Source organism: Gordonia sp. DT219 (assembly GCF_049847065.1).
GTDB lineage: Bacteria > Actinomycetota > Actinomycetes > Mycobacteriales > Mycobacteriaceae > Gordonia.
The window spans coordinates 19,725-41,057 of record NZ_JBNCNR010000016.1 but is presented as its reverse complement, the minus strand read 5'-3'; the positions used below and the strand labels follow the sequence as shown (position 1 = coordinate 41,057).

Annotated in this window: 21 protein-coding genes; 10 read left to right on the top strand and 11 right to left on the bottom strand. The window is 66.9% G+C overall.

What is annotated here, in order from left to right:
- Nucleotides 1-75 precede the first annotated feature (75 nt).
- Nucleotides 76-1,227, top strand: a complete 1,152-nt coding sequence (locus tag ACPXB3_RS17040; protein ID WP_425728640.1) for an acyl-CoA dehydrogenase family protein — start codon at nucleotides 76-78, stop codon at nucleotides 1,225-1,227.
- Nucleotides 1,228-1,244: 17 nt separating this feature from the next.
- On the opposite strand, the gene ACPXB3_RS17035 is transcribed toward ACPXB3_RS17040, so the two are convergent.
- The 8 genes from ACPXB3_RS17035 to ACPXB3_RS17000 all read right to left on the bottom strand — a co-directional run bounded on the left by ACPXB3_RS17035 (nucleotide 1,245) and on the right by ACPXB3_RS17000 (nucleotide 8,901).
- On the bottom strand, nucleotides 1,245-1,883 hold the full coding sequence (locus ACPXB3_RS17035) for a DUF1345 domain-containing protein (RefSeq protein ID WP_425706352.1): 639 nt from the start codon (nucleotides 1,881-1,883) through the stop codon (nucleotides 1,245-1,247).
- An 80-nt stretch (nucleotides 1,884-1,963) separates the two neighbouring features.
- The gene (locus ACPXB3_RS17030; protein WP_425728638.1) at nucleotides 1,964-2,527 is read right to left on the bottom strand and encodes a cytochrome P450; all 564 of its coding nucleotides are present in this window, start codon (nucleotides 2,525-2,527) and stop codon (nucleotides 1,964-1,966) included.
- A complete protein-coding gene (locus tag ACPXB3_RS17025) occupies nucleotides 2,461-3,327 on the bottom strand; it encodes a hypothetical protein (RefSeq protein ID WP_425728636.1) in 867 nt (288 codons plus the stop codon). Before ACPXB3_RS17025 ends, ACPXB3_RS17030 begins: the two co-directional genes overlap by 67 nt.
- A 150-nt stretch (nucleotides 3,328-3,477) precedes the next feature.
- Nucleotides 3,478-3,663, bottom strand: a complete 186-nt coding sequence (locus tag ACPXB3_RS17020; protein WP_425728635.1) for a DUF2795 domain-containing protein — start codon at nucleotides 3,661-3,663, stop codon at nucleotides 3,478-3,480.
- Nucleotides 3,664-3,835: 172 nt separating this feature from the next.
- Complete coding sequence (locus tag ACPXB3_RS17015) at nucleotides 3,836-4,999, bottom strand: acyl-CoA dehydrogenase family protein (protein ID WP_425728633.1); 1,164 nt, start codon at nucleotides 4,997-4,999, stop codon at nucleotides 3,836-3,838.
- Between the two features lie 10 nt (nucleotides 5,000-5,009).
- Nucleotides 5,010-6,392 (bottom strand): xylulokinase, encoded by a 1,383-nt coding sequence (xylB, locus tag ACPXB3_RS17010; RefSeq protein ID WP_425728631.1) that lies wholly within the window; start codon nucleotides 6,390-6,392, stop codon nucleotides 5,010-5,012.
- On the bottom strand, nucleotides 6,389-7,870 hold the full coding sequence (locus tag ACPXB3_RS17005; protein ID WP_425728629.1) for a mannitol dehydrogenase family protein: 1,482 nt from the start codon (nucleotides 7,868-7,870) through the stop codon (nucleotides 6,389-6,391). The genes xylB and ACPXB3_RS17005 overlap by 4 nt, the downstream gene beginning before the upstream one ends.
- The gene (locus tag ACPXB3_RS17000; RefSeq protein WP_425728675.1) at nucleotides 7,867-8,901 is read right to left on the bottom strand and encodes an NAD(P)-dependent alcohol dehydrogenase; all 1,035 of its coding nucleotides are present in this window, start codon (nucleotides 8,899-8,901) and stop codon (nucleotides 7,867-7,869) included. Before ACPXB3_RS17000 ends, ACPXB3_RS17005 begins: the two co-directional genes overlap by 4 nt.
- Before the next feature lie 277 nt (nucleotides 8,902-9,178).
- On the opposite strand from ACPXB3_RS17000, the gene ACPXB3_RS16995 reads away from it, so the two are divergent.
- The 6 genes from ACPXB3_RS16995 (at nucleotide 9,179) to ACPXB3_RS16970 (ending at nucleotide 15,572) form a co-directional block, all read left to right on the top strand.
- Nucleotides 9,179-10,120 (top strand): sugar-binding transcriptional regulator, encoded by a 942-nt coding sequence (locus tag ACPXB3_RS16995; RefSeq protein WP_425706388.1) that lies wholly within the window; start codon nucleotides 9,179-9,181, stop codon nucleotides 10,118-10,120.
- A gap of 50 nt (nucleotides 10,121-10,170) precedes the next feature.
- Nucleotides 10,171-11,505: an ABC transporter substrate-binding protein gene (locus ACPXB3_RS16990; RefSeq protein WP_425728673.1), complete on the top strand. Its 1,335-nt coding sequence runs from the start codon at nucleotides 10,171-10,173 to the stop codon at nucleotides 11,503-11,505.
- A 2-nt stretch (nucleotides 11,506-11,507) separates the two neighbouring features.
- On the top strand, nucleotides 11,508-12,467 hold the full coding sequence (locus ACPXB3_RS16985; protein ID WP_425706346.1) for a carbohydrate ABC transporter permease: 960 nt from the start codon (nucleotides 11,508-11,510) through the stop codon (nucleotides 12,465-12,467).
- Nucleotides 12,467-13,345 (top strand): carbohydrate ABC transporter permease, encoded by an 879-nt coding sequence (locus ACPXB3_RS16980; RefSeq protein ID WP_425706345.1) that lies wholly within the window; start codon nucleotides 12,467-12,469, stop codon nucleotides 13,343-13,345. Before ACPXB3_RS16985 ends, ACPXB3_RS16980 begins: the two co-directional genes overlap by 1 nt.
- 81 nt (nucleotides 13,346-13,426) lie before the next feature.
- On the top strand, nucleotides 13,427-14,533 hold the full coding sequence (locus tag ACPXB3_RS16975; protein WP_425728627.1) for an ABC transporter ATP-binding protein: 1,107 nt from the start codon (nucleotides 13,427-13,429) through the stop codon (nucleotides 14,531-14,533).
- Nucleotides 14,534-14,678: 145 nt separating this feature from the next.
- On the top strand, nucleotides 14,679-15,572 hold the full coding sequence (locus ACPXB3_RS16970) for a phytanoyl-CoA dioxygenase family protein (protein WP_425728625.1): 894 nt from the start codon (nucleotides 14,679-14,681) through the stop codon (nucleotides 15,570-15,572).
- Between the two features lie 81 nt (nucleotides 15,573-15,653).
- Here ACPXB3_RS16970 and ACPXB3_RS16965 read toward each other — a convergent pair whose 3' ends face one another.
- Nucleotides 15,654-17,156: an MFS transporter gene (locus ACPXB3_RS16965; protein ID WP_425728623.1), complete on the bottom strand. Its 1,503-nt coding sequence runs from the start codon at nucleotides 17,154-17,156 to the stop codon at nucleotides 15,654-15,656.
- Between the two features lie 347 nt (nucleotides 17,157-17,503).
- Here ACPXB3_RS16965 and ACPXB3_RS16960 point away from each other — a divergent pair, with 347 nt between their 5' ends.
- Complete coding sequence (locus ACPXB3_RS16960) at nucleotides 17,504-17,950, top strand: MarR family transcriptional regulator (RefSeq protein WP_425728671.1); 447 nt, start codon at nucleotides 17,504-17,506, stop codon at nucleotides 17,948-17,950.
- A 38-nt stretch (nucleotides 17,951-17,988) separates the two neighbouring features.
- Entirely contained in the window at nucleotides 17,989-18,852 is an 864-nt protein-coding gene (locus tag ACPXB3_RS16955; RefSeq protein ID WP_425728621.1) for an SDR family oxidoreductase, read from the top strand.
- A gap of 31 nt (nucleotides 18,853-18,883) precedes the next feature.
- Here the strand turns inward: ACPXB3_RS16955 and ACPXB3_RS16950 are convergent, their stop codons facing one another.
- Together ACPXB3_RS16950 and ACPXB3_RS16945 are read right to left on the bottom strand one after the other, a co-directional pair.
- Complete coding sequence (locus tag ACPXB3_RS16950; protein ID WP_425728619.1) at nucleotides 18,884-19,768, bottom strand: siderophore-interacting protein; 885 nt, start codon at nucleotides 19,766-19,768, stop codon at nucleotides 18,884-18,886.
- 9 nt (nucleotides 19,769-19,777) lie between these two features.
- Nucleotides 19,778-20,068, bottom strand: coding sequence for a hypothetical protein (locus ACPXB3_RS16945; RefSeq protein ID WP_425706338.1), 291 nt, complete (start codon nucleotides 20,066-20,068; stop codon nucleotides 19,778-19,780).
- Between the two features lie 193 nt (nucleotides 20,069-20,261).
- Here ACPXB3_RS16945 and ACPXB3_RS16940 point away from each other — a divergent pair, with 193 nt between their 5' ends.
- Nucleotides 20,262-21,275, top strand: a complete 1,014-nt coding sequence (locus ACPXB3_RS16940) for a zinc-binding metallopeptidase family protein (protein ID WP_425706386.1) — start codon at nucleotides 20,262-20,264, stop codon at nucleotides 21,273-21,275.
- Nucleotides 21,276-21,333 lie beyond the last annotated feature (58 nt).

Sequence of the window (21,333 nt, the reverse complement as noted above, 5' to 3'; positions counted from 1 at the left end):
TTAGCGAGCGATCAGTCGGGCGTTGGAATGGCGCTCGAATGGCCAAGGCCGCCACCATCGAACGGATCTCCAGCGATGAAACGTCGAATCTTCGAACCCGAACACGAACAACTGCGTGCGTCCGCACGCGAATTCCTCGCCCGCGAATGCGCACCGAACGTCGAGAAGTGGGAAGCGGCCGGGCAAGTCGACCGCGAGGCCTACCGAAAGGCGGGCGACGCGGGACTGCTCGGCTTCAACATCCCGGAGGAGTACGGCGGTGGCGGGGTCACCGACGACTTCCGCTTCAATGCCGTCATCGTGGAGGAGTTCGCACGTTTCGGCAGCGCCGGCCCCGGGCTGAGTCTGCAGAACGACGTCTTGGTCCCGTACTTCCTGCACCTGGCCAACGACGAGCAGCGTGCCCGGTGGATGCCCGGGATGGCAACGGGCGAAACGATTCTTGCAGTCGCGATGACCGAGCCGGGTGCCGGTAGTGACCTCGCCGGGATCAAGGCCTCGGCGCGGCCCGACGGTGATCACTACATCCTCAACGGCTCCAAGACGTTCATCTCGGCGGGCATCAACTCCGATCTGGTCGTGGTGGTGTGCCGGACCGACCCCGACCCGGCCGCCGGGCACAAGGCGTTCTCACTGCTCGTCGTCGAACGCGGCATGGACGGCTTCGAGCGCGGTCGCAAACTCGACAAGATGGGCCTCAAGGCACAAGACACCGCCGAATTGCACTTCACCGACGTGCGGGTGCCCAAGGAGAATCTGCTCGGCGTCGAGGGGCGCGGCTTCTATCACCTCATGCAGAATCTGCCGTCCGAACGGCTCTCGATCGGCATCGGCGCCATCGCCGGCGCCCGCGCCGTGTTCACCGAGACCCTGCAATACACGAAGGACCGCAAGGCTTTTGGCCAACCGATCGGCGCCTTCCAGGCCAACCGCTTCACGTTGGCCGAGATGTCGACCGAACTCGACATCGCCGAACAATACATCGACCGGTGTCTGAGCGCGGTTCTCGACGGCGAACTGACCGCCGTCGACGCCGCCAAGAACAAGTGGTGGTGTACCGAACTGGCCAAGAAGGTCATCGACCGGTGCGTGCAGCTACACGGCGGATACGGCTACATGAACGAGTACCGGGTCGCGCGCGCCTACACCGACTCGCGTATCCAGACCATCTTCGGCGGTACGACAGAGATCATGAAGGACATCATCGGGCGCGATTTGGGGCTGTAGCGCTACGGATCTCGTGTCTACCCCGTGACGATGCCGGCCACGAGGTTGATCGTCGTCGCCAGAATCACCGCACCGAACACATACGAGAGCAGGCAATGTCGCAGCGCCACCGCCCGGATGGCGGAATTGGAGACCGAGGTGTCGGAGACCTGATAGGTCATGCCGAGGTTGTAGCTGAAGTAGAAGAAATCGCGGTAGGCCGGCGGATCGTCGGAGTTGAAATCGATACCGCCGACCGGACTTCTCGCGTAGTACAGGAACGCATACCGGGTGGCATACATCAGATGCAGGGCCGCCCAGGAGAGAAAGACGCCCAGCAGGGCCACCGCCGCCGGGAGCCAGTGGGCATGTGAGCCGCCCTCGACGAGCAGCGCGACGATGCCGCCGAGGGCACACGATGCCGCCACGACGACGATGACCTCGTCGACGATGGGACGGAAATCCTCCCGGCCCACATGTCGGCGCGTGTCGTCGGCGTCCACCGGCCACAGGGTGAGCCACCCGAGCGCGACGAAGACGCCCGCAGAGATCGCGATGCCGCAGAGCACGCCGATGCCGGCGTCGGCGTCCACGAGCCCGATGACGATACCCAGCACCACGCCGGCGGCCAGGGCGATGAGGACACGGAAACCCGCAGTGCTCGGGATGATGCGCATACCCAGTTCTAGCGTGCGCCGGATCGGTGAGGGCGCCCGCCCTCACATCGACGGCACGTGCCTGCCCCTGTGGTCCCTGCTCAGCTCACCCGGAAGCGGAGACCGAAGTTGTTCAGGGTGGCGGGCAGGGGCGCGTCGGGCGACAGGTTCGGTTGCGACGTCAGCGTGAACGTTGCGGAGCCGAGTAGGTGTGCGAGGAAGGTGCTGGTGGAGAACAGCACCAGATTCTGTCCCGGGCATTGCGCGGGCCCACTGCTGAAGGGCACCAGGTCCGGACGGGCCTGCGCGGTGCCGTCGGCCCAGATGTGCGGGACGAAGCTGTCGGCGTAGTCTGCCAGCTCGGGGTCGCGATGGAAGGTCGGTGTCTGGATCAGCACTGCCGCACCGGATTTGACGACGAGAGACTCATCGTCGCCCCAGTAGGTGTCGGCGGTGGTGTCGCGCAGGATCGTCGGCGTGGTGGGCCACAGGCGCACCGACTCGAGTATGCAGGCGCGCAGGTAGTCGTAGGTGGCCGGTTCGGTGGTGATCGGCTCGATGTCGGCGAGCGCACGTGCCAGCGCGTCGGGATGGGTGCTCACCAAGGCCAGCGCCCGGCTGAGCACGATTCCCGCGGCGTCAAAAGCGAAGAGCCAGTGCGGCATCTGGCCGATGGGGTCGATCGCGGGGTGGTCGGGACCTCGCTGATCGCCGCTGCCAGGGTGCCGGGCTGCGGATCTTCCAGATAGTGGTAGAGACGCTCGATGAACTGTTCGCGGCGCCGGGCGTGTGGCCGGGACAGGAATGACCAGTTGCCTGCGGCGCGCAGTTTCCGGAGCAGATTTGTCGTTGTCTCGTCGTCGCGGGCGGCGTCGCCCAGGGTGATTCGGCGGACCGCTTTCCACCAGCTGATCATCAGGTCGTCGGCGGTCATCGCACCGGACTTGCGCACCCGGGACAGCAGCGCCTCGGCTTCCTCGTGGAGGACCGCGGCGATGGGTGCGGCCATCCGGTGCAGCGGCCGGGGAGTGTCGAGAGCGGCCACGTTGATCACCCGCCGCTGCTCACGCAGCGGTCCCTCCGAGATGAGCACGGCATGCGGTTGGAACGGCGCCAGCGCGGCCTTCTTCTCGCGGTTGGCGGGAGTGAACGGATTCGGCGATTCGGCAAGAACGCGGCCCACGTCCGCCGGGTCGAGGATGACGACGATGCGCCGTCCGGGAATGACGAGTTCCACCGGCCCACGCCCGAATTCTCGACGGAGTCGCTGTGCACAACGCAGCGCGGTGGCGTCGGCCTGCATGCGTTCGAGTCCGGCCATCGCCCAGGGGCGGCGCACGATGACGCCGGCCGCGACGGCGGCGAAGCCCAGTTCCGCAAGGACACGCAGAGCGCGTGGCCCGCTGATCTGCGGCACCGGATGTGCCACGACGGCGCGAGTGGGCTGTGCTGTCGTCTCGGTCATCGTCGGCCTCTCGTCGGGTGTTGAACCGTTCGACGCAGGATGCCCGCGGTCGGCGACGTCAAACCCTGCCAACCGCACACCATCGCCGACGGCGCCCGAACTGATACCGAGCGCTGTCGGCGGTGTATGGCGCGCGGCGCCCGTGACCTCTCAGAAGACGGCCTTCTGCACGTCGTCCGGCCCGGTGAACTGCTGGTCGGGCAGCTTGCGCAAGGCCGACAACACGGTGTCGTCCGCCCCATTGCCCTCGCCGGTCTTGACGATGCCGTCCTTGCTCGACGGATAGCTGATGCCGCCCAGCGCCTTCTGTAGTGCGATGGGGTTCACGTCACTCATTGGCCCTACCTCCGATTCGATGATGATCACTGAGTCGGTGGAGGCGGCCGTGATGTCCGATCGCCCCCGCCGATCACCGGTTACCCAACCGGGCGCGGATTCAACACCGACCGCGGATTCAACACCGACCGCGGATTCAACACCGACCGCGGATTCAACACCGGGCGCCGATTCAATACCGACCGCGCATGAGATTGCCGCCGATGATGAGCCGCTGGATCTCGCTGGTGCCCTCGTAGAGACGCAGCAGCCGGACGTCGCGGTAGATGCGCTCGACCGGGACCTCGCGCATGTATCCGGTTCCGCCGTGGATCTGGACGGCGAGATCGGCGACCTTGCCGACCATCTCGGTGCAGTACAACTTGGTCACCGACGGCGCGGTACGCCGGTCCTCTCCGGTGACATACTTCTGGGCGGCGTCGCGCACGAGTGCGCGGCCGGCCATCACGCCGGTCTGCTGGTCGGCGAGCATGGCCTGCACCAATTGGAAAGAGCCGATGGGTTTTCCGCCCTGCGTGGCACCGGCCGCGTAGGCGACCGACTCGTCGAGCGCCCGCTGGGCCTGCCCGACGGCGAGAGCGGCGATGTGGATGCGCCCACGGGCCAGGGACGTCATCGCGGCCCGATAGCCGGTCTCCTCGTCACCGCCGACGAGTGCCGACGCCGGTACCCGCACGCCATCGAACGTCACGTCGGCGGTCCATGCGCCCTCCTGACCCATCTTCTTGTCCTTGACGCCGACCGCGACGCCGGCGGTGTCGGCGGGGACGAGGAACACCGCAATCCCCGTGTTCTTGCCCTCCGCCGCGCGCGTGCGGGCGAAGACGACGAACAGGTCGGCGATCGGGGCGTTGGTGATGAAGCGTTTCTGCCCGTCGATCACCCACTCGTCGCCGTCGCGGACCGCCTTGGTGCGCAGGCCGGCAGGGTTGGAGCCGGCGCCGGGCTCGGTGAGGGCAAACGACGCGACGACGTCGCCCGCGGCGATGCGCCCGAGCCACGCAGTCTTCTGTTCGTCGGTGCCGAAGTTGACCAGCACCTGACCCGCGATGCCGTTGTTGGTGCCGAACATCGAGCGCAGCGCCAGCGTGGTGTAACCGAATTCCATTGCCAGTTCGACGTCCTGGGTGAGGTCGAGCCCCAGACCGCCCCATTCCTGGGGGATCGCATACCCGAAGAGGCCCATCTCGGCGGCCTGGGCGCGCAGGTCGCCGGGGATGGCGTCGGTTTCCATGATCTCGGTCTCGCGTGGGACGACCTTGGTACGGATGAAGTCGTGCACCACCGAACGGATCTGTTCGAAGTCGTCTGCGCTGACTGTCGTGGACCCTGTCATGCAGCCGAAATTAGCAAATCCCGGCCGTCGACTTCCGGTATTGCTCGTACACCTGGGGAGTCGGCGTCGCGGTGAGGACGCGACCGCCGACCGGCCAGTCGGGAAGCTCGCCGGTCAGCGCCCAGGCGGCTTGTCGGGCAGCGCCGAGCGCCACGTATTCCCCGTCGGCGGGCAGGATGACCTCGCCACCGAACAACTCCGGCGCAATGCCCTGCACTGCAGCCGATTTCGCACCTCCGCCGGTCAGCAGGCAGCGGTCGATGCCGATGCCCTGGGCCTCGATCTGTTCGCGGCAGTAGACCAGCGAGCACAGCAGTCCCTCGACGGCGGCTCGGGCGACGTGGGCCGGGGTGAAGTTCGCGGTGGTGATCCCGCACAACGTTCCACTCGCGTCGGGCAGATTGGGTGAGCGCTCGCCGGCCAGATAGGGGATCAGTGTCAGCCCATCGGCTCCCGGCGGCGCCGACAGCGCCAGCTCGGCGAACCGCGAGAGATCGACGCCGAGCATTTGCGCGGTCGCCGACAACACCGGTGCACCGTTGAGGGTGCACACCAGCGGGAGGTGTCTGCCGGTGGCGTCGGCGAACCCGGCCACGATGCCGGTCCGGTCGCGCGGAGCGACGTCGCCGACAGCGCAGAGAACCCCGGACGTCCCGAGTGACACGATCGCGTCGCCGCGCCGCGCCTGCACACCCAGTGCGGCCGCGGCATTGTCGCCTGCTCCCGCGCCGAGCACGATGCCCCGTGGAGTCGTTGCCGCGACCTCGTCCGGGCCGACGACGCGAGGCAGAATCGGTACTCGGCCGCGAAATGCCAAGCCGAGCAGGTCGGTTCGGTATTCGCCGGTGGCCGCGCTGAAGTATCCGGTACCCGAGGCGTCGCTGCGGTCGGTGCTCAGCGTGGAGATGTCCGCGCCGCCCGCGAGTCGCCAGGTCAGCCAGTCATGGGGCAGACACACCGCCGCCGTCGAGTCGGCATGGTCGGGCTCGTGGTCGGCGAGCCAGCGCAGCTTCGACGCGGTGATCGCGGCGACGGGCACCACGCCGACCGCATCGACCCAGCAGTGGGCACCACCGAACTCGTCGACCAGATCGCGTGCCGCGTCAGCAGACCGGATGTCGTTCCACAGCAATGCATCTCGGACGACCTGCCCGTCACGGTCGAGGCAGACGAGGCCGTGCTGCTGCCCGGCGACCGATATCGCGGCGACGTCGTCGACCCCGCCCGCCGCGTCGACGGCGGCGAGCAGTGCCTCCCACCAGCGGTCCGGATGTACCTCGGTGCCGCCCGGATGCGGTGCGCTGCCCGATCGGACGACGGCGCCGGTGTCGGCGTCGCACACGACCACCTTGCACGACTGCGTCGACGAGTCGATCCCGGCGATCAGCGTCATGCGAGCAGTTCCCGCAGCGTCTCGCGGGCGCCCTTGGTACGCAACGTCTCCAGTGCCCACAGATACGGCGTGGTGAACTCCTCGCGGGTCGCGAGGTCGCCGAAGAGCGACTCCTCGGACAGGAACGCGAGGGGCTCGGTACGTGACCGGCGGGCCAGCCCGACGAGCCGATCGGCGAGGGGATCGTCGACGTCGATGGGGTCGCCCTGCTCGTCGACGCCTTCGTCATAACGCGTCCAGCTCGCGACCACCGCCGCCGCGAAGTCCACGCCACCGTGCTGCGTCAGCCGGTCACCGATGACCGGTACCAGCCACTTGGGGATGCGATTGGACGAGTCCTGACACAGCCGCGCCACGGTGTCGGCGATGGCCGGGTTGGCGAACCGTTCGAGCAGCGTGTCGATATAGCCGTCGACGTCCACGCCGGGGAGCGGCTCGAGGGTGGGCTTGCCCTCCTCGGTCATATAGCGCCGCAGCAGGTTCCGGATATCCGGGTCCTCGGCGGCATCATGCACGTACCGGTAGCCGAGCAGATACGCGAAGTAGCACAGTGCCTGATGGCCGGAGTTGAGAAGCCGCAGCTTCATCAGTTCGTAGGGCGTCACATCGGCGACGACCTGAACTCCCGCCTTCTCGAAGGATGGCCGCCCGCAGGAGAAGTCGTCCTCGATGACCCACTGGGTGAACGGTTCGGCGACGACCGGCCACGCGTCGGCGATCCCGGTGCGCGCGGCGACCTCGTCGGCGAGCTCGGCGGGCGTGGCCGGCGTGATGCGGTCGACCATCGAGTTGGGAAAGCTGGTGTGGCCCTCGATCCAGTCGGCGAGATCGGCGTCGCGCAGTCGGGCATAGGCGAGGAAGGTGGACCGTGCCATGCGCCCGTTGCCGGCGATGTTGTCACATGACATGACCGTGAACGACGGCACCCCACGGTCGCGGCGCCGGGCCAGGCCCTCGACGACGAGGCCGAAAACCGTTGTCGGAGGAGCATTGCCGGCGAGGTCGGCGACAATCTCGGGATCGGATGCATCGAACTCGCCGGTCGAGGCGGAGAAGTTGTATCCGCCCTCGGTGACGGTCAGCGACACGATGCGGGTGGCCGGGTCGGCGAGCCGTTCGAGGACGGCCTCGGGACCGTCGTGCGCGTAACGGTATTCGATGATCGAGCCGATGACCGACGTCGTGACCGTACCGTCGGGCGCTTTGAGGGTCAGGGTGTAGAGGCAGTCCTGGGGGACGAGGGCGTCGCGCATGCGCACATCGGCGGGACGTACCCCGACCCCGCTGATGCCCCACGACGGGTCGTTCGCCAACAGCTTGTCGAGGTAGCAGGCCTGGTGGGCGCGGTGGAATCCGCCGACCCCGAAGTGCACGATCCCGGGTGTCACCGTCGCTCGGTCGTAAGCGGGCGTGGTCACGCCGGTCAGCGAGCCGAGGGTGGCGTTGCGCAGCGGCGTGCGGGTCGATGGGGTGCTCACGAGTGGGCCTTTCGGTTCGGCGGGACCTCGGCGTGCGAGAGGTTCGGGTGGACAATGGCTTTGATCATGCCGGGGATTCGGTCGGAGTCGAATGCCGCGGCCAGCTCGTCGAGTCCGTAGTGGGCGGTGACCATCGCGTCGAGATCGACCGCACCCGAGGTGACGAGTGCGCGGGCGGTCGGCCAGGTGTTGGCATAGCGGAACACCCCGGTGAGGACGATCTCACGATTCTGGATCAGCGAGACCGGCAGGTCCATGGTGTCGGCGCCCATCCCGACCAGCACCGCCCGCCCGGCCGGGCGCAGTGCCCGCAGACCTGCGGTGACGGCACCGGCCACGCCGCTGGCGTCGATGAACGCATCCACCGCGCTCACCTCGGCGCCCGGTTCGATGGCCTCGGTGGCCCCGAACTCGCCGGCTCGCGCGCGTCGCAGACCGTCGGGTTCGCTGACGACGATCCGCGCGAGCCCGGCCGCACGTGCGACCTGCACGCACATCAGTCCGATCGGTCCGGCGCCGGCGATGAGCAGCGAATCACCCAAGCCCACGGCGGCCTTGCGCACCGCGGCGATCCCGACCGAGAGCGGCTCGAAGAGTGCGGCCGCCTCGTCGGTGACCTCGTCGGGTACCAGATGCGCGAACGCCGCCCCGATGGTGACGAATCCGGCGAGCGCGCCGTCGACCGGTGGAGTGGCATAGAACCGCATGTGCGGACACAGGTGATAGTCGCCGCGCATCGACTCGGCCGACGTGGGGTCGGGACGCTGCGGCTCGATCGACACGCGCTGACCGATCCGTGATGTCGCGACGCCGTCGCCCACCGCGACGACGGTGCCGGCCGCTTCATGGCCGAGCACCAGCGGGGCGGTGACGACGTGGTCGCCGATCCGGCCGTGCCGCAGGTAGTGGGTGTCCGAGCCGCAGATGCCGACCGCGCTGACCTGCACCAGGACGTCGCCGGGCGACGGTTGCGGTACGGGCCGCTCTTCGACGCCCAGATGACGGTCGGGCCAGAGGACACCGGCCCGCATGGTCAAACGAGTCGAGTCACAGTCGGCGGTGAGTGTTGCGTAGGTCACATGTCGGATGTTACCGTATTGAGCACATCAACGGCTAGTGAGCAAATGCTCACGACGGGTTTCGAAACGGAGTCCACGAGTGCCACACCGCAACCAAGCCACAGATCTCGGCCCGGGAACGACCGGTCGGGACGCGACGGGGGACGTATCGGGCGAAGCGCCCAAGCGATCGACGCCGGGGCGCGGATCGGCCGGCCGCGCCGGTACCGATGCCGGTCAGGATCTACGGCTGTTGGTCCGCGCCGCGACCATGTATCACCTCGAAGGGCTGACCCAGGCCGACATCGCCGGGCGGCTCGGGGTGTCGCGCCCGACGGCAGGCCGGCTCATCGCACGCGCACGCGCCCAGGGCCTGGTCCGGGTGTCGGTCGCCGCGCCGGCGCACCTGTCGGCGTCGATCCACACCGATCTGGAGCGGCGGGTGGAGGAGACGTTCGACCTCGACGAGGTGCTGATCATCGACGAGGTCGCCGATGGGAGTCCGTCCGGCAATGCGGCGCTCGGGCGGGCGGGCGCGTCGGTGCTGTCGCGGCGTATCCAGCCCGGCGACACCTTCGGATTCACCTGGGGCCCTGAGCAGGTGGCGGTCGCCGACGCCATCGGCGCGGCCGGCGCGGCGGAGCGGGTGGTGCAGATGGACGGATCGATGACCTCGGTCGACTACCACACCGGTGTCGATCACGCACTCTCCCGATTCTCCGAACGTCTGCACGCGCGCCCGGTGCGTCTGGTCGCCCCGCTGTTCGCCGACCCCGACACCGTCGCCGCATTGAATCGTGACTCGATTGTCTCGCAGGCACTGTCGGCGGCTCGCGGCGCCCAGGTGATGCTGTTCGGCGTCGGATCGGTGTCCACCGCGACGACCCTGTTCGAGGGTGCCTACATCGACGCCACCGTGCTCGACGAACTCCTCGACCTGGGAGCGGTCGGCGAGATCGGCGGCCGCTTCTATGACGCGCATGGCGCCGTCGTCGAATCGAGTCTGGTCGAGCGGACCGTCTCGGTATCTCTCGATGCGGTAAAGGCGTGTCCCACAACGATTCTGGTGTCCGGTGGCGGGCACCGGGCCGAATCGATCCTCGGAGCACTGCGCGGCGGTTACGTGTCCATCATGGTCACCGATGTGGCCACCGCGAAATGGCTTGTGTCAGAACAGGAAGGTCAGCAGTGAGATCCACCCGACGAAAAGTTGCGCGCGCACCACGCCGGCGCTCCGGGCCGATGGCTGCGCTGGTGGCACTCGCCGCGGCGGTCGGCCTGGTCGCCACGGGATGTGCGGGCGCCGGCTCGCTCACCGGCGGCGGCGGCCGCGAGGTCACCGTGGCCATGGTCTCGAACTCGCAGATGCAGGACGCCGTCAAGCTGTCCACTCAGTTCGAACAACAGCACCCCGGCGTCAACGTCCGCTTCGTGACGTTGTCGGAGAACGAGGCCCGCGCCAAGATCACCGCGTCGGTGGCCACCGGCGGTGGTGAATTCGACGTGGTGATGATCAGCAACTACGAGACCCCGATGTGGGCCGAGAACGGCTGGCTGGTCAACCTCACCCCGTATATGGACGCCGACCCGGAATATGACGCCGACGACTTCATCCCGACCTTGAAATCGGCGCTGTCCTATCAGGGTTCGATGTACTCGGCGCCGTTCTACGGGGAGTCGTCGTTCCTCATGTACAACAAGAAGCTGTTCCGGGACGCCAACGTGACATTGCCGCCCGACCCGACCTGGCCGCAGGTCGCCGAGGCCGCCCGCAAGCTCACCAACGACCGCACCGCCGGAATCTGCCTGCGCGGCAAGCCGGGCTGGGGTGAGGTGCTCGCGCCGCTGAACACGGTGATCAACGCCTACGGCGGCCGATGGTACGACGAGAACTGGAACGCACAGCTGACCAGTCCGCAGGTCGAGGCGGCCGTCCAGTTCTACGTCGACACCGTGCGCAAGTACGGAGAGGCCGGTGCGTCGTCGTCGGGCTTCCAGGAATGCGGAAACCTGATGTCGCAGAGTCAGGTTTCGATGTGGTACGACGCCACCTCGGCGGTGTCGGTACTGGAGAGTCCGGACACCTCGACGATTGCCGGCGACGTCGGATATCTGCCTGCGCCGCGAATGGCCAAGAGTGACAACGGGTGGCTCTACACCTGGGCGCTGGGCATTCCCACCAGCAGCAAACATCAAAAGGATGCGTGGGACTTCATCGACTGGATGACCAACCGGCGCTACGTCGAGCATGTGGCGAACACGTTGGGAGCCACGCATATCCCGCCGGGCAGCCGACTCTCGACCTACCAGCTGCCTGCCTATCAGAAGATCTCCCAGCCGTTCGCACAGCAGACCCTGCACGCGATGCAGGCGGCGGACCAGCAGAAGCCGACGCTACAACCGGTGCCCTACACCGGCGTCCAGTTCTTGGCGATCCCCGAATTCCAGGACCTCGGAACCCGGGTGAGTCAGCAGATCTCGGCGGCGATCGCCGGCCAGATCAGCGTGCACGACGCGCTCGAGCAGTCTCAGCAGTATGCCGAGGTCGTCGGCAAGTCCTACCAGAGGGAGCAGTGAGGATGGCCACCGCAGTAACCACCCCCGGCACTCCGGTGCCCTCGGACGTCGGACGGACGGTGACGTCCAAGAACGATCGCATCACGCGGGCCGAAGGCTGGCGACGGCGCGGACCGTTGCTGCCCGCACTGATCTTCATGCTCGTGGTCACCCAGATCCCGTTCGTGTTCACGCTCTACTACTCGACGCAATCCTGGAATCTCGTCCGGCCCGGGTCCCGCAAATTCGTCGGCTTCGACAACTACACCGCAGTGTTCGCCGACAGCCAGTTCTGGAAGGTCACCGTCAACACGATCCTGCTCATCGTGGGCACCGTGCTGATCTCGGTGGTCCTCGGGCTGATCTTCGCACTGCTGCTCGATCGGAAGTTCCTGGGCCGCGGAATCGTTCGGACGCTGCTCATCACGCCGTTCCTGGTGACGCCGGTGGCCGCAGCCCTGCTGTGGAAGACCAGCCTGCTCTCACCGACGAACGGATTGGTCAACTGGGCTCTGAGTCCCTTGGGAATTCACACCGACTGGCTCTCGGAGTTCCCGTTGGCCAGCGTGATGGCCGAACTCGTCTGGCAGTGGACGCCTTTCATGATGTTGCTGATCCTGGCCGGGCTCCAATCCATGCCCCGCGACGTCCAGGAGGCGGCACGGGTCGACGGTGCCGGGGGCTTCGCGATGTTCCGCGAACTGACGCTGCCACATCTGCGGCGCTTCATCGAACTGGGCACCGTGCTCGGCGCGATCTACCTGGTCAACACCTTCGACGCGGTGTACATGATGACCTCCGGCGGCCCGGGCGTCGCCAGTTCGAACCTGTCCTACTACATCTATCAGCGCGCCTTCCTCGGATTCGACATCGGGCAGGCCGCGGCGATGGGCGTGGTCACGGTGATCGGCACGATCGTCGTCGCCTCACTGGCCCTGCGCCTGATCTTCAAGTCATTCACCGGAACAGAGGAGCCGGCCTGATGAGTACCGACACCCGTCCCGCCCCGACCACCCGCCCCGACGAGAGGACCGACGACGTCCGTCGACGCCGCAGCCCGCGGCAGATGGCGCTGACCACGATCACCTGGATTCTGGCCATCGGCTTCTTCTTTCCGGTGCTGTGGATGGTGCTGACCGCATTCAAGAAGGAAAGCGACGCCGCGACCAGCCCGCCCACCTTCTTCTTCACCCCGACCCTCGATCAGTTCCGCAACGTCTTCGACGCCGGAATCGGTACGCCACTGCTCAATTCGTTGTTCGCGACGGTGGCGTCGACGATCCTGGTGCTGGTACTGGGCGTTCCGGCCGCCTTCGCATTGTCACTGCGGCCGGTGCGCAAGACCAAGGACGCACTGTTCTTCTTCATCTCCACCAAGATGCTGCCGATCGTCGCCGCGATCATCCCGCTGTACGTGATCGTCGGGAAGATGGGCATGCTCGACAACGTCTGGACGCTGGTGATCCTCTACACCGCAATGAATCTGCCGATCGCGGTGTGGATGATGCGGTCGTTCTTCCTCGAAGTGCCCGGCGAACTCCTCGAGGCGGCCAGTATCGACGGGGCGAGTCTGTGGACGTCGGTCCGTGAAGTGATCCTGCCGCTCATCTCGCCGGGTATCGCGGCGACCGCGCTGATCTGTGTCATCTTCTCGTGGAACGAATTCTTCTTCGCCGTGAACATGACCGCGGTCAACGGTCAGACGATGCCGGTCTTTTTGACCGGCTTCATGTCCGGGCAGGGCCTGTACTGGGCGCAGCTGTCGGCGGCCTCGGTGCTCGCGGCACTGCCGGTCGTGATCTGTGGCTGGATCGCGCAGAACAAGCTCGTCCGCGGCCTGTCCTTCGGGGCGATCAAGTAAGCGCGCCATCACGTAGTCGGGTCATCACCTACGCACCTAATCCACGGCACCCCACAACTTTTCACACCGGCAGGAGAAACCATGGCAACCATCGCATATGACAAGGCGTGCTGCGTCTACCCGGGCGCAGACAAACTGGCCGTCGACTCGCTCGATCTCGACATCGCCGACGGCGAGTTCGTGGTGCTCGTCGGGCCGTCGGGTTCGGGCAAGTCGACGGCACTGCGTATGCTCGCCGGCCTCGAGGACATCGACTCCGGGCAGATCCGGATCGGCGGCGACAACATGGTGGGCGTCGCACCCAAGGATCGCGACATCGCCATGGTGTTCCAGAACTATGCGCTCTACCCGAACAAGACCGTCGGTGAGAACATGGGATTCGCCCTCAAGATGCGCGGCATCTCGGCGGCCGACCGCAAGAAGCGGGTGGCCGAGGCGGCCAAGCTGCTCGACCTCACCGACTTCCTCGATCGCAAGCCCGCCAAATTGTCCGGTGGGCAGCGACAGCGCGTGGCCATGGGCCGCGCGATCGTGCGCGAACCGCGCGTGTTCTGCATGGACGAGCCATTGTCGAATCTCGACGCCAAGCTGCGCGTCCAGACCCGCACCCAGATCGCCGCACTGCAACGGCGTCTGGGTACCACCACGGTCTACGTCACCCACGACCAGGTGGAGGCGATGACCATGGGTGATCGGGTCGCCGTCCTCAAACACGGAGTGCTGCAGCAGTTCTCCACACCCTCGGAGCTCTATGACCGGCCGGTCAACGCATTCGTGGCCGGCTTCATCGGCTCACCGGCGATGAACCTTTTCTCCGCCCCGGTGCATGACGGTGCGATCTCCATCGCCGGTGCCGAGATCGATGTGAACGCGCAATCGGCTGCCGCGCTGCGCAACTCGGGTCTGTCATCGGTCATCGTCGGCATCCGTCCCGAGCACCTGGCGCTCTCCGACGACGGCTCGGGGCTCAACGCCGACGTCGCGCTGCTCGAAGAACTCGGTAGCGAAACCTATGTGTATGCCTCGCTCGCCGACGATTCGGTGCGCAACCTCGACGGTGACCCGATGGTCGTGGTGGCCCGTTCGGCGCAGCGCGCACCCGCCAAGCGTGGCGAAGGTGTCCGGCTGCGGCAGGCCGACAACACCGTGCACCTGTTCCATCCCGATTCGGGTGAGCGGCTGGTGTGACCCGGTGGCTGTGGGGGTGGTTCGACGCGACCGGCACGATCGATAGACTGCGCGCGGGTGGCTCCTGACCATGACGTGGTCACGGGCGGGCGCCGCCCACCACAACCGAATACGGCCGAAGAATGCCGATCGAGAGAAGAGATCAATGTCGATCACAGACACTCGGACTGCCAATCGACCAGTCGACGTCTACCGCACCCGTCTCGCCCGCCGAAGCCAAGTGGAGCCCCGGCCACATCCGGCGCTCTGGAATCGCGATCCCGGCGGACCCCTCGGGACCGACGAGTTACGCACCTATGACCGGCGCGGATATCACTGCGCCGAAGCCGTACTGAACAGCAACGACATCGAAAGTTGCCTCGCCGAGGCGGAGGAGATCGCCACCCGGCTCGGCGAGGACGACAGAATCGTCCGCGAGTCGTCCAACGGGGACGTGCGCTCCATCTTCGCCGTCCATCATCTCAGCGCCGTCATCGCCGAGATCTGTGCCCGCGACGAGATCGTCGGGGTGGCACAGCAGATTCTCGACGACGACGTCTACATCCATCAGAGCCGGATCAACCTCAAACCCGGCTTCGCCGGTGGCCCGTTCTACTGGCATTCGGACTTCGAGACCTGGCATGCCGAGGACGGGATGCCGGCACCGCGGGCGCTGAGCGTGTCGCTGGCACTGACGCCCAACCTGACCACCAACGGCGCACTGATGATCATTCCGGGATCCCATAAGCAGTTCGTCAGCTGTGTGGGGCGCACTCCGGAGGGCTATCACCGCGAGTCGCTGGTGTCGTATCGGCCGCCGTTCGGTACGCCCGACGAGCAGGACGTGGCCGCACTCGCCGACGAGCACGGTATCGACCTGATCACCGGGCCTGCCGGCTCGGCGCTGTATTTCGATTCCAATTGCATGCACGCATCGGCGGGCAACATCAGTCCGGACGCGCGCAGCAACCTGTTCGTGGTGTTCAACGCCAGGTCGAATGCGCTGCAGGAACCGTTCGGCGCGGACGCGCCACGGCCCGACCATCTCGCCCACCGGTAGCCAGGACCGCGGAAGTCGGAGAGACCGATATCCGTTCCCGTGCAACGGTGATCGCTGCGCGGGAACGGATGCGGTGCGGCGTCAGCGGCTCGCGGTGGTCGCGGAGTCCTCGATCACCACCGCAGAGGGCGTCGGCTTCGGGCCGTGCCGCGGGATGAACAGCGTGATGGCGACACCGACGAAGGCCGCGAGCGCGCCCACCAGGAAGCACAACTTGAACGTGGTGTGGGTGGGCACATCTGTGCCCGCCATCGTGATGGTCGACGTGGTGAGCAACACCGCCATCACCGCCGAGGAGACGGTGGTGCCGATCGAACGCATCAACCCGTTGAGACCCACGGCCGCACCGGCCTCGGTCATCGGAACGGCTCCCATGATGAGCGTGGGCATGGCCGCGTAGCCGATGCCGACGCCGGACGCGGCGATGATCGAGGCGATCATCAACTGCCACGGCGAGTGCATCAGGAACATGGCGATCAGGTACCCGACGCCGAGCACCGTCGCGCCGATGGCCAGCGTGTACTTGGCACCGATCTTGTTGATCAATATGCCCGAGATGGGCGCGAACACGAGCATCATCAGACCGCCCGGCGCCATCCAGAGACCCGCGGCGAGCATGGACTGATCCAGGCCGACCCCGGTGACGGCGGGTAGCTCGAGCAGCATCGGGATGACGATCGACTGGGCCATCATGCCGAAACCGATGGCGACGGCCGCGACGTTGGTGAGCAGCACCGCCGGACGTGCGGTGGTACGGAGATCGACCAGCGGTTCCGGCGTGCGCAATTGGTAAAAGCCCCACAGGACCAGCACGGCGAGACCGCCGATCAGGGTGCCGAGGGTCGTGGCCGAGCTCCAGCCCCAGTCGTTACCCTTCGAGACCGCGATCAGGGCCGCACACAGCCCGATGGCGAGGCCGATCACGCCGACGATGTCGAAGCGGCCACCGACCGCGTCCGGGACGTGCGGGATGACCACGATGACCAGCACGAGCACCAGAGCCGCCACGATGGCCGACATCCAGAACAGGGCATGCCAGTTCCAGCTCTGCGCGATCCAGGCCGACAGCGGCAGGCCGATCGCGCCGCCCACCCCGAGGGTGGCGCTCATCGCGGCGATCGCCATCGAGGTGATCTTGGGTGGGGTCACCTCACGCATGAGACTGATGCCGACCGGGATGAATCCCATGGCCAGGCCCTGGATGGCACGGCCGGCGATCATCGGGATCGCCGCGCTGCTGAGCGCACACACGACCGAACCGACGACCAGCAGCACCGCGCTGCCCAGCAATGCGCGCTGCTTGCCGAACATGTCACCGAGGCGTCCGGCGATCGGCATCGCGATCGCCCCGCCGAGCAGCGTTGCGGTGATCACCCAGGAGGCGGTGGAGTGGGATGTGTGGAGGTACTCCGGGAGCTTCGGCTGGATCGGGATGACCAGCGTCTGCATCAGCGCGGCCACCAGACCGCCGAAGCACAGCGCGATGACGGTGGCGATCGCGGCGCCGTTCGACGACCCGTCGCGGGGACTCGACTCGTAGTGCGCCGGGTTCTCTGAAGCCGGCGACGACGTGGTGTCCGACATGGCACCTCCTTGGGTACGTAGGCATGGGGGCATGGGGCATGGGGCATGGGGCATGGGGCACGGGGCGCGGGCCCGGGGGTATGCAGGCGTGAGGCACGCGGGTGTGCAGACCTTCGGGTATGTAGGTTACATATGTACGCTACATACGCCAACGCGTGGCCGGTGCGGTGCCGGATCGGCAGGATGGACGGTGCATGATCGTCGATGCCAGGAATCGAACGCCAGAGATCGAGCGGGCCGCGTGCCGAAGGAGGCCGGGAGTGGACAAGCCCAACGATGACGCCGGTGTATCCGGACTCGCGGCAGCGGAGCGTCGCGCCGCCGATCACGCGCCCTGGCCGTCCCCGCTGTACCGCGACATCGTCGAGGAACTGAGTCGCTTCCATCGCCGCAAGAGCGAGCACCACGCCGACGCCGTCCTCGAGGCCTCGGCGTTCGCGATCCTGCTCGTGCTCTCCGACGACCGCGCGCGCACGCTGCGCGAGCTCACCGACGAGCTCGACCTCGAGCAGTCCACCGTCAACCGTCAGGTCAATGCCGCGATCAAACACGGACACCTCGAACGATTCGAGGTCGAAGGTTCGCTGAGCCGGCTCATCCGGCCGACCGAATACGGCCGCGATGCGTTCGTCCACGACGGCATGCTGCGCGTGGGCAGGCTCAAGCAGGTGTTCGCCGACCTCACTCCCGGCACTCCCGACGCGTTGCTGCGGGAGTTGCGTGCGTTCAACGAGGCCTACGATCGCACGCTGCGTGCGGAACGTCGCGACGATCCAGTGCGTGAGCACGGCTAGAAGAATCCACTACGAGAGCGCACGGTCAGGAGAATCTGATGGGTACCTATGTGGTCACCGGGGCGGCGTCGGGAATGGGTGCGGCCGTTGCCGATTCGCTGCGCCAGGCCGGACACGACGTCATCGGCGTCGACCGGGACGGGGACGACGTGATCGCCGATCTGTCCACCGCGGCGGGCCGGCGGGCCGCGATCGAGGCCGTGACCGCGCGGGCGGGCGGCGTACTCGCCGGTGCCGTGCTCGCCGCCGGACTCGGCCCGGCCCGCGGGCGCGAACGCACCATCGTCGAGGTGAATCTCCTCGGCGTCACCGAGCTACTCGAGGCGTTCCGGCCGCTACTGGCCGCCTCGGACAAGGCCAAAGTCGTTGTCTTCGGGTCCAATTCGACGACCGCCACGCCGCTGGTCCCCGCCCGTGCGGTGAGCCGCCTCGAACGCGGCGACGTCGAGGGTGCCACGCGCATCATCCGCCGCCGTGGCGCCGCACTCTCGGGGCCGGTGGCCTACGCTGCGTCCAAGATCGCCGTGACCCGATGGTGCCGGGTCCACGGGACGCGCGCCGAATGGGCGGGTGCCGGGATTCGTGTCAACGTCATCACCCCCGGCCCGGTGATGACGCCGCTGCTGCGATCGCAACTCGAGGGCGCGACGTCGAAGAACGTGCGGGCGTTCCCGATTCCGGTGCGCGAGTACGGAACCACCGACCAGTTGGCGCAGTGGGTGATGCTGATGCTCTCGCCCGCAGCCGATTTCATGGCGGGATCGGTCATCAGCGTCGACGGTGGCACCGAGGCACTGTTGCGGGCGCGGGACTGGCCGCGGGCGGTGCCGCTGCATGCCGTGCCCCGCGTGCTGTGGCGAATGTATCGCGCCCCCAAGGAAGGTCAGATCGCGCGGTACTGAGCAGGCCCCCGGTGTTCACCGGGAGCCGGGCTCAGAGGCCGGCGCGTTCGAGCGCCTCGTCGAATTCCTCGGCGGCACGTTTCTCACCCTTGCCGTCGGCGATCGCCTGTTGATAGATCGAGAAGAGCGCCTCGCCGTGTTCGGCGTAGCGGCGCGCCCACGCCTCGCCGTCGTAGCGCCAATATCCGATGATGTCGTAGCGATCGGCGCCCCACTGATGGTGGCGGCGAAAGTGTTTGCGCACCGTCCTCGATTCGGCGGCCTCCCCGGCGAACCAGCAGTAGCCTGTGCCGGCAGGCAATCGGAGCGTCTCGATCGTGGCGCCGAGCCGGCTCGCCGAGTGCCCGTTGCCGCTACCGGTCAACCCGATGATGTCGATTCCGTCGGCGAGATCGCCGAGGTAGGCGAGATCGGCGTCGTCGATCACCTCGGCCACCAGGATCACCGGACGGTCGTCGTCGGCGAGTTCGGTGAGAATCCGGGCCGCCGCGGGCAGGCCGGAGAGGTCGGTGCCCAACAGCGTCCAGTCGGTACCGGGGCCGGGCCGGTACCAGCCGCGCGCATGCGACAACGCCACCCCGTCGCCCGCCCGGGCGCGCTGGGCCCACGATGTGGCCGGGCCGCGCGCGTGGATGACGAAGTCGACGACGATGGTCGCGGTCTCGTGATCGACTGCGCGGATGCTGTAGTTGCGGCCCTCCGGCGGTCGTTCGAGGTCGTGATAGCCCCACACGCCGTCACGCAGTTCCATCGCCGGGGGGCGTCGTTCGCCCACGTCGGGGAAGTACATGCCGACGGCCTCGTCGGGTTGCCCGGGCAGTTCCAGCCGCGTCAGATGCTCGACGTCGAGATGAACCCGGCGGATCTGTGGGGTCAGATCTTCGGTGGCGGTGACCGTCGCGAACGAGAAGCCCATTCCTGCTGGTCAGTCCTGGTCGTGTGGCCAGTTGCCCTGCAGGAGCAGTTGCTCGAAGTTCTTGATGAGGTGCGGGTTCAGTTCGGTCTCCACGGCCTTTTCGTAGTCGCCGTCCCACTTGGCGAACCAGGCGTCGTCGCGCTCCATGAGAAAGATCGGCCAGCCGTGGGTGATGTCGAGTTCATCGAGGTAGAGGTCGGTCGAGCCGTCCTCGCGCATGTACCAGTAGCGCTCTCCCGACTCCTCGAACGCGGCCACTTCTTGCGCCGTCACGTAGTACTCGCCGTCAGCCTGCTTCATGTACGCGATCGTACGGTGCCCGAGGCGATCGAGGGCCTGGATATCCGAGGGTTGGACATCTGAGGGTCTGGACGTCTGGGAGTTTGGACATGAGCGGACGGGGCATCCGGAGCCGGGAGTCGTCAGAGCCATGCGACACCCAGCGGCACGCCGTAGTGTCACCCACGACCCCGATCACCCACAGGAGCCGACGTTGCGCGACTTCCACTGCCGTACCTGCGGCCAGCAGCTGGTCTTCGAGAATTCACTCTGCCTGCATTGCCAGAGCCCATTGGGCTTCCATCTGCCGACGCGGACCATGCAGGTCCTCGACGAGAAGGGCCGAGCGCAGGTCGACGACACCCCGGTCGGCCGCTGCGCCAACAGTGGCGTCGCGGCATGCAATTGGGTGGTGGAGATCGGTGCGGGATTGCCGGCGCTCTGTGAGTCGTGCCGGTTGACGCGCACGCGGCCCGACGACGCCGACACCGAGGCCATGGCGTCGTTCGCCGAGGCGGAATTGGCCAAGCGCCGCGTCATTCTCGAGCTCGACGAACTGGGTCTGCCGATCTTCGGCAAGGATCAGAACCCGGACATCGGCCTGGCCTTCGATCTGCTGTCCAGCGCCCAGACCAACGTCATCACCGGGCACGCCAACGGCGTCATCACGCTCGACCTCGCCGAGGGCAACGACGTCCATCGTGAGCAGCTGCGCGTGTCGATGGACGAGCCGTACCGCACGCTGATCGGACATTTCCGGCACGAGATCGGACACTTCTACCAGATGGTGCTGGTGGGTGACGGACCCCAGCGCGCCCGGTACGAGAAATTGTTCGGCAATCCTGACGAGGACTATCAGGCGGCGCTGGACCGGCATTACGACGACGGCCCGCCGGACGACTGGAAGGACGATTACGTGTCGTCCTATGCGACGATGCATCCCGCCGAGGATTGGGCCGAGACCTTCGCGCATTACCTGCACATTCGCGACACCCTCGATACCGCAGCCGCTTTCGCGCTCGCCCCGGCCGGGTCGACCCTCGAGGCCGACCTGCCCGGCCAGATCGGGTTCGACCGGATCATCGAGTGGTGGCTGCCGCTGACGTGGGCACTCAACCAGATCAACCGGTCGATGGGACACCAGGATCTCTATCCCTTCGTGCTGCCGCAGACCGTCCTCGACAAGATGGAATTCATCCACGAGTTGGTCACCGCCGACGACAACTGAACGGGCCGGTCGTTCGCTCACGCCCTTCCGATCACCACGCGGGAAACCCTTGGCGAGT

Excerpts from the sequence above, each read along its gene's own strand:
- ACPXB3_RS17040 (WP_425728640.1), top strand. The coding sequence starts at position 76 with ATGAAACGTCGAATCTTCGAACCCGAACACGAACAACTGCGTGCGTCC.
- ACPXB3_RS17035 (WP_425706352.1), bottom strand. The coding sequence starts at position 1,883 with ATGCGCATCATCCCGAGCACTGCGGGTTTCCGTGTCCTCATCGCCCTG.
- ACPXB3_RS17030 (WP_425728638.1), bottom strand. The coding sequence starts at position 2,527 with ATGCCGCACTGGCTCTTCGCTTTTGACGCCGCGGGAATCGTGCTCAGC.
- ACPXB3_RS17025 (WP_425728636.1), bottom strand. The coding sequence starts at position 3,327 with ATGACCGAGACGACAGCACAGCCCACTCGCGCCGTCGTGGCACATCCG.
- ACPXB3_RS17020 (WP_425728635.1), bottom strand. The coding sequence starts at position 3,663 with ATGAGTGACGTGAACCCCATCGCACTACAGAAGGCGCTGGGCGGCATC.
- ACPXB3_RS17015 (WP_425728633.1), bottom strand. The coding sequence starts at position 4,999 with ATGACAGGGTCCACGACAGTCAGCGCAGACGACTTCGAACAGATCCGT.
- xylB (WP_425728631.1), bottom strand. The coding sequence starts at position 6,392 with ATGACGCTGATCGCCGGGATCGACTCGTCGACGCAGTCGTGCAAGGTG.
- ACPXB3_RS17000 (WP_425728675.1), bottom strand. The coding sequence starts at position 8,901 with ATGCGGGCCGGTGTCCTCTGGCCCGACCGTCATCTGGGCGTCGAAGAG.
- ACPXB3_RS16990 (WP_425728673.1), top strand. The coding sequence starts at position 10,171 with ATGGCTGCGCTGGTGGCACTCGCCGCGGCGGTCGGCCTGGTCGCCACG.
- ACPXB3_RS16985 (WP_425706346.1), top strand. The coding sequence starts at position 11,508 with ATGGCCACCGCAGTAACCACCCCCGGCACTCCGGTGCCCTCGGACGTC.
- ACPXB3_RS16980 (WP_425706345.1), top strand. The coding sequence starts at position 12,467 with ATGAGTACCGACACCCGTCCCGCCCCGACCACCCGCCCCGACGAGAGG.
- ACPXB3_RS16975 (WP_425728627.1), top strand. The coding sequence starts at position 13,427 with ATGGCAACCATCGCATATGACAAGGCGTGCTGCGTCTACCCGGGCGCA.
- ACPXB3_RS16970 (WP_425728625.1), top strand. The coding sequence starts at position 14,679 with ATGTCGATCACAGACACTCGGACTGCCAATCGACCAGTCGACGTCTAC.
- ACPXB3_RS16965 (WP_425728623.1), bottom strand. The coding sequence starts at position 17,156 with ATGTCGGACACCACGTCGTCGCCGGCTTCAGAGAACCCGGCGCACTAC.
- ACPXB3_RS16955 (WP_425728621.1), top strand. The coding sequence starts at position 17,989 with ATGGGTACCTATGTGGTCACCGGGGCGGCGTCGGGAATGGGTGCGGCC.
- ACPXB3_RS16950 (WP_425728619.1), bottom strand. The coding sequence starts at position 19,768 with ATGGGCTTCTCGTTCGCGACGGTCACCGCCACCGAAGATCTGACCCCA.
- ACPXB3_RS16945 (WP_425706338.1), bottom strand. The coding sequence starts at position 20,068 with ATGAAGCAGGCTGACGGCGAGTACTACGTGACGGCGCAAGAAGTGGCC.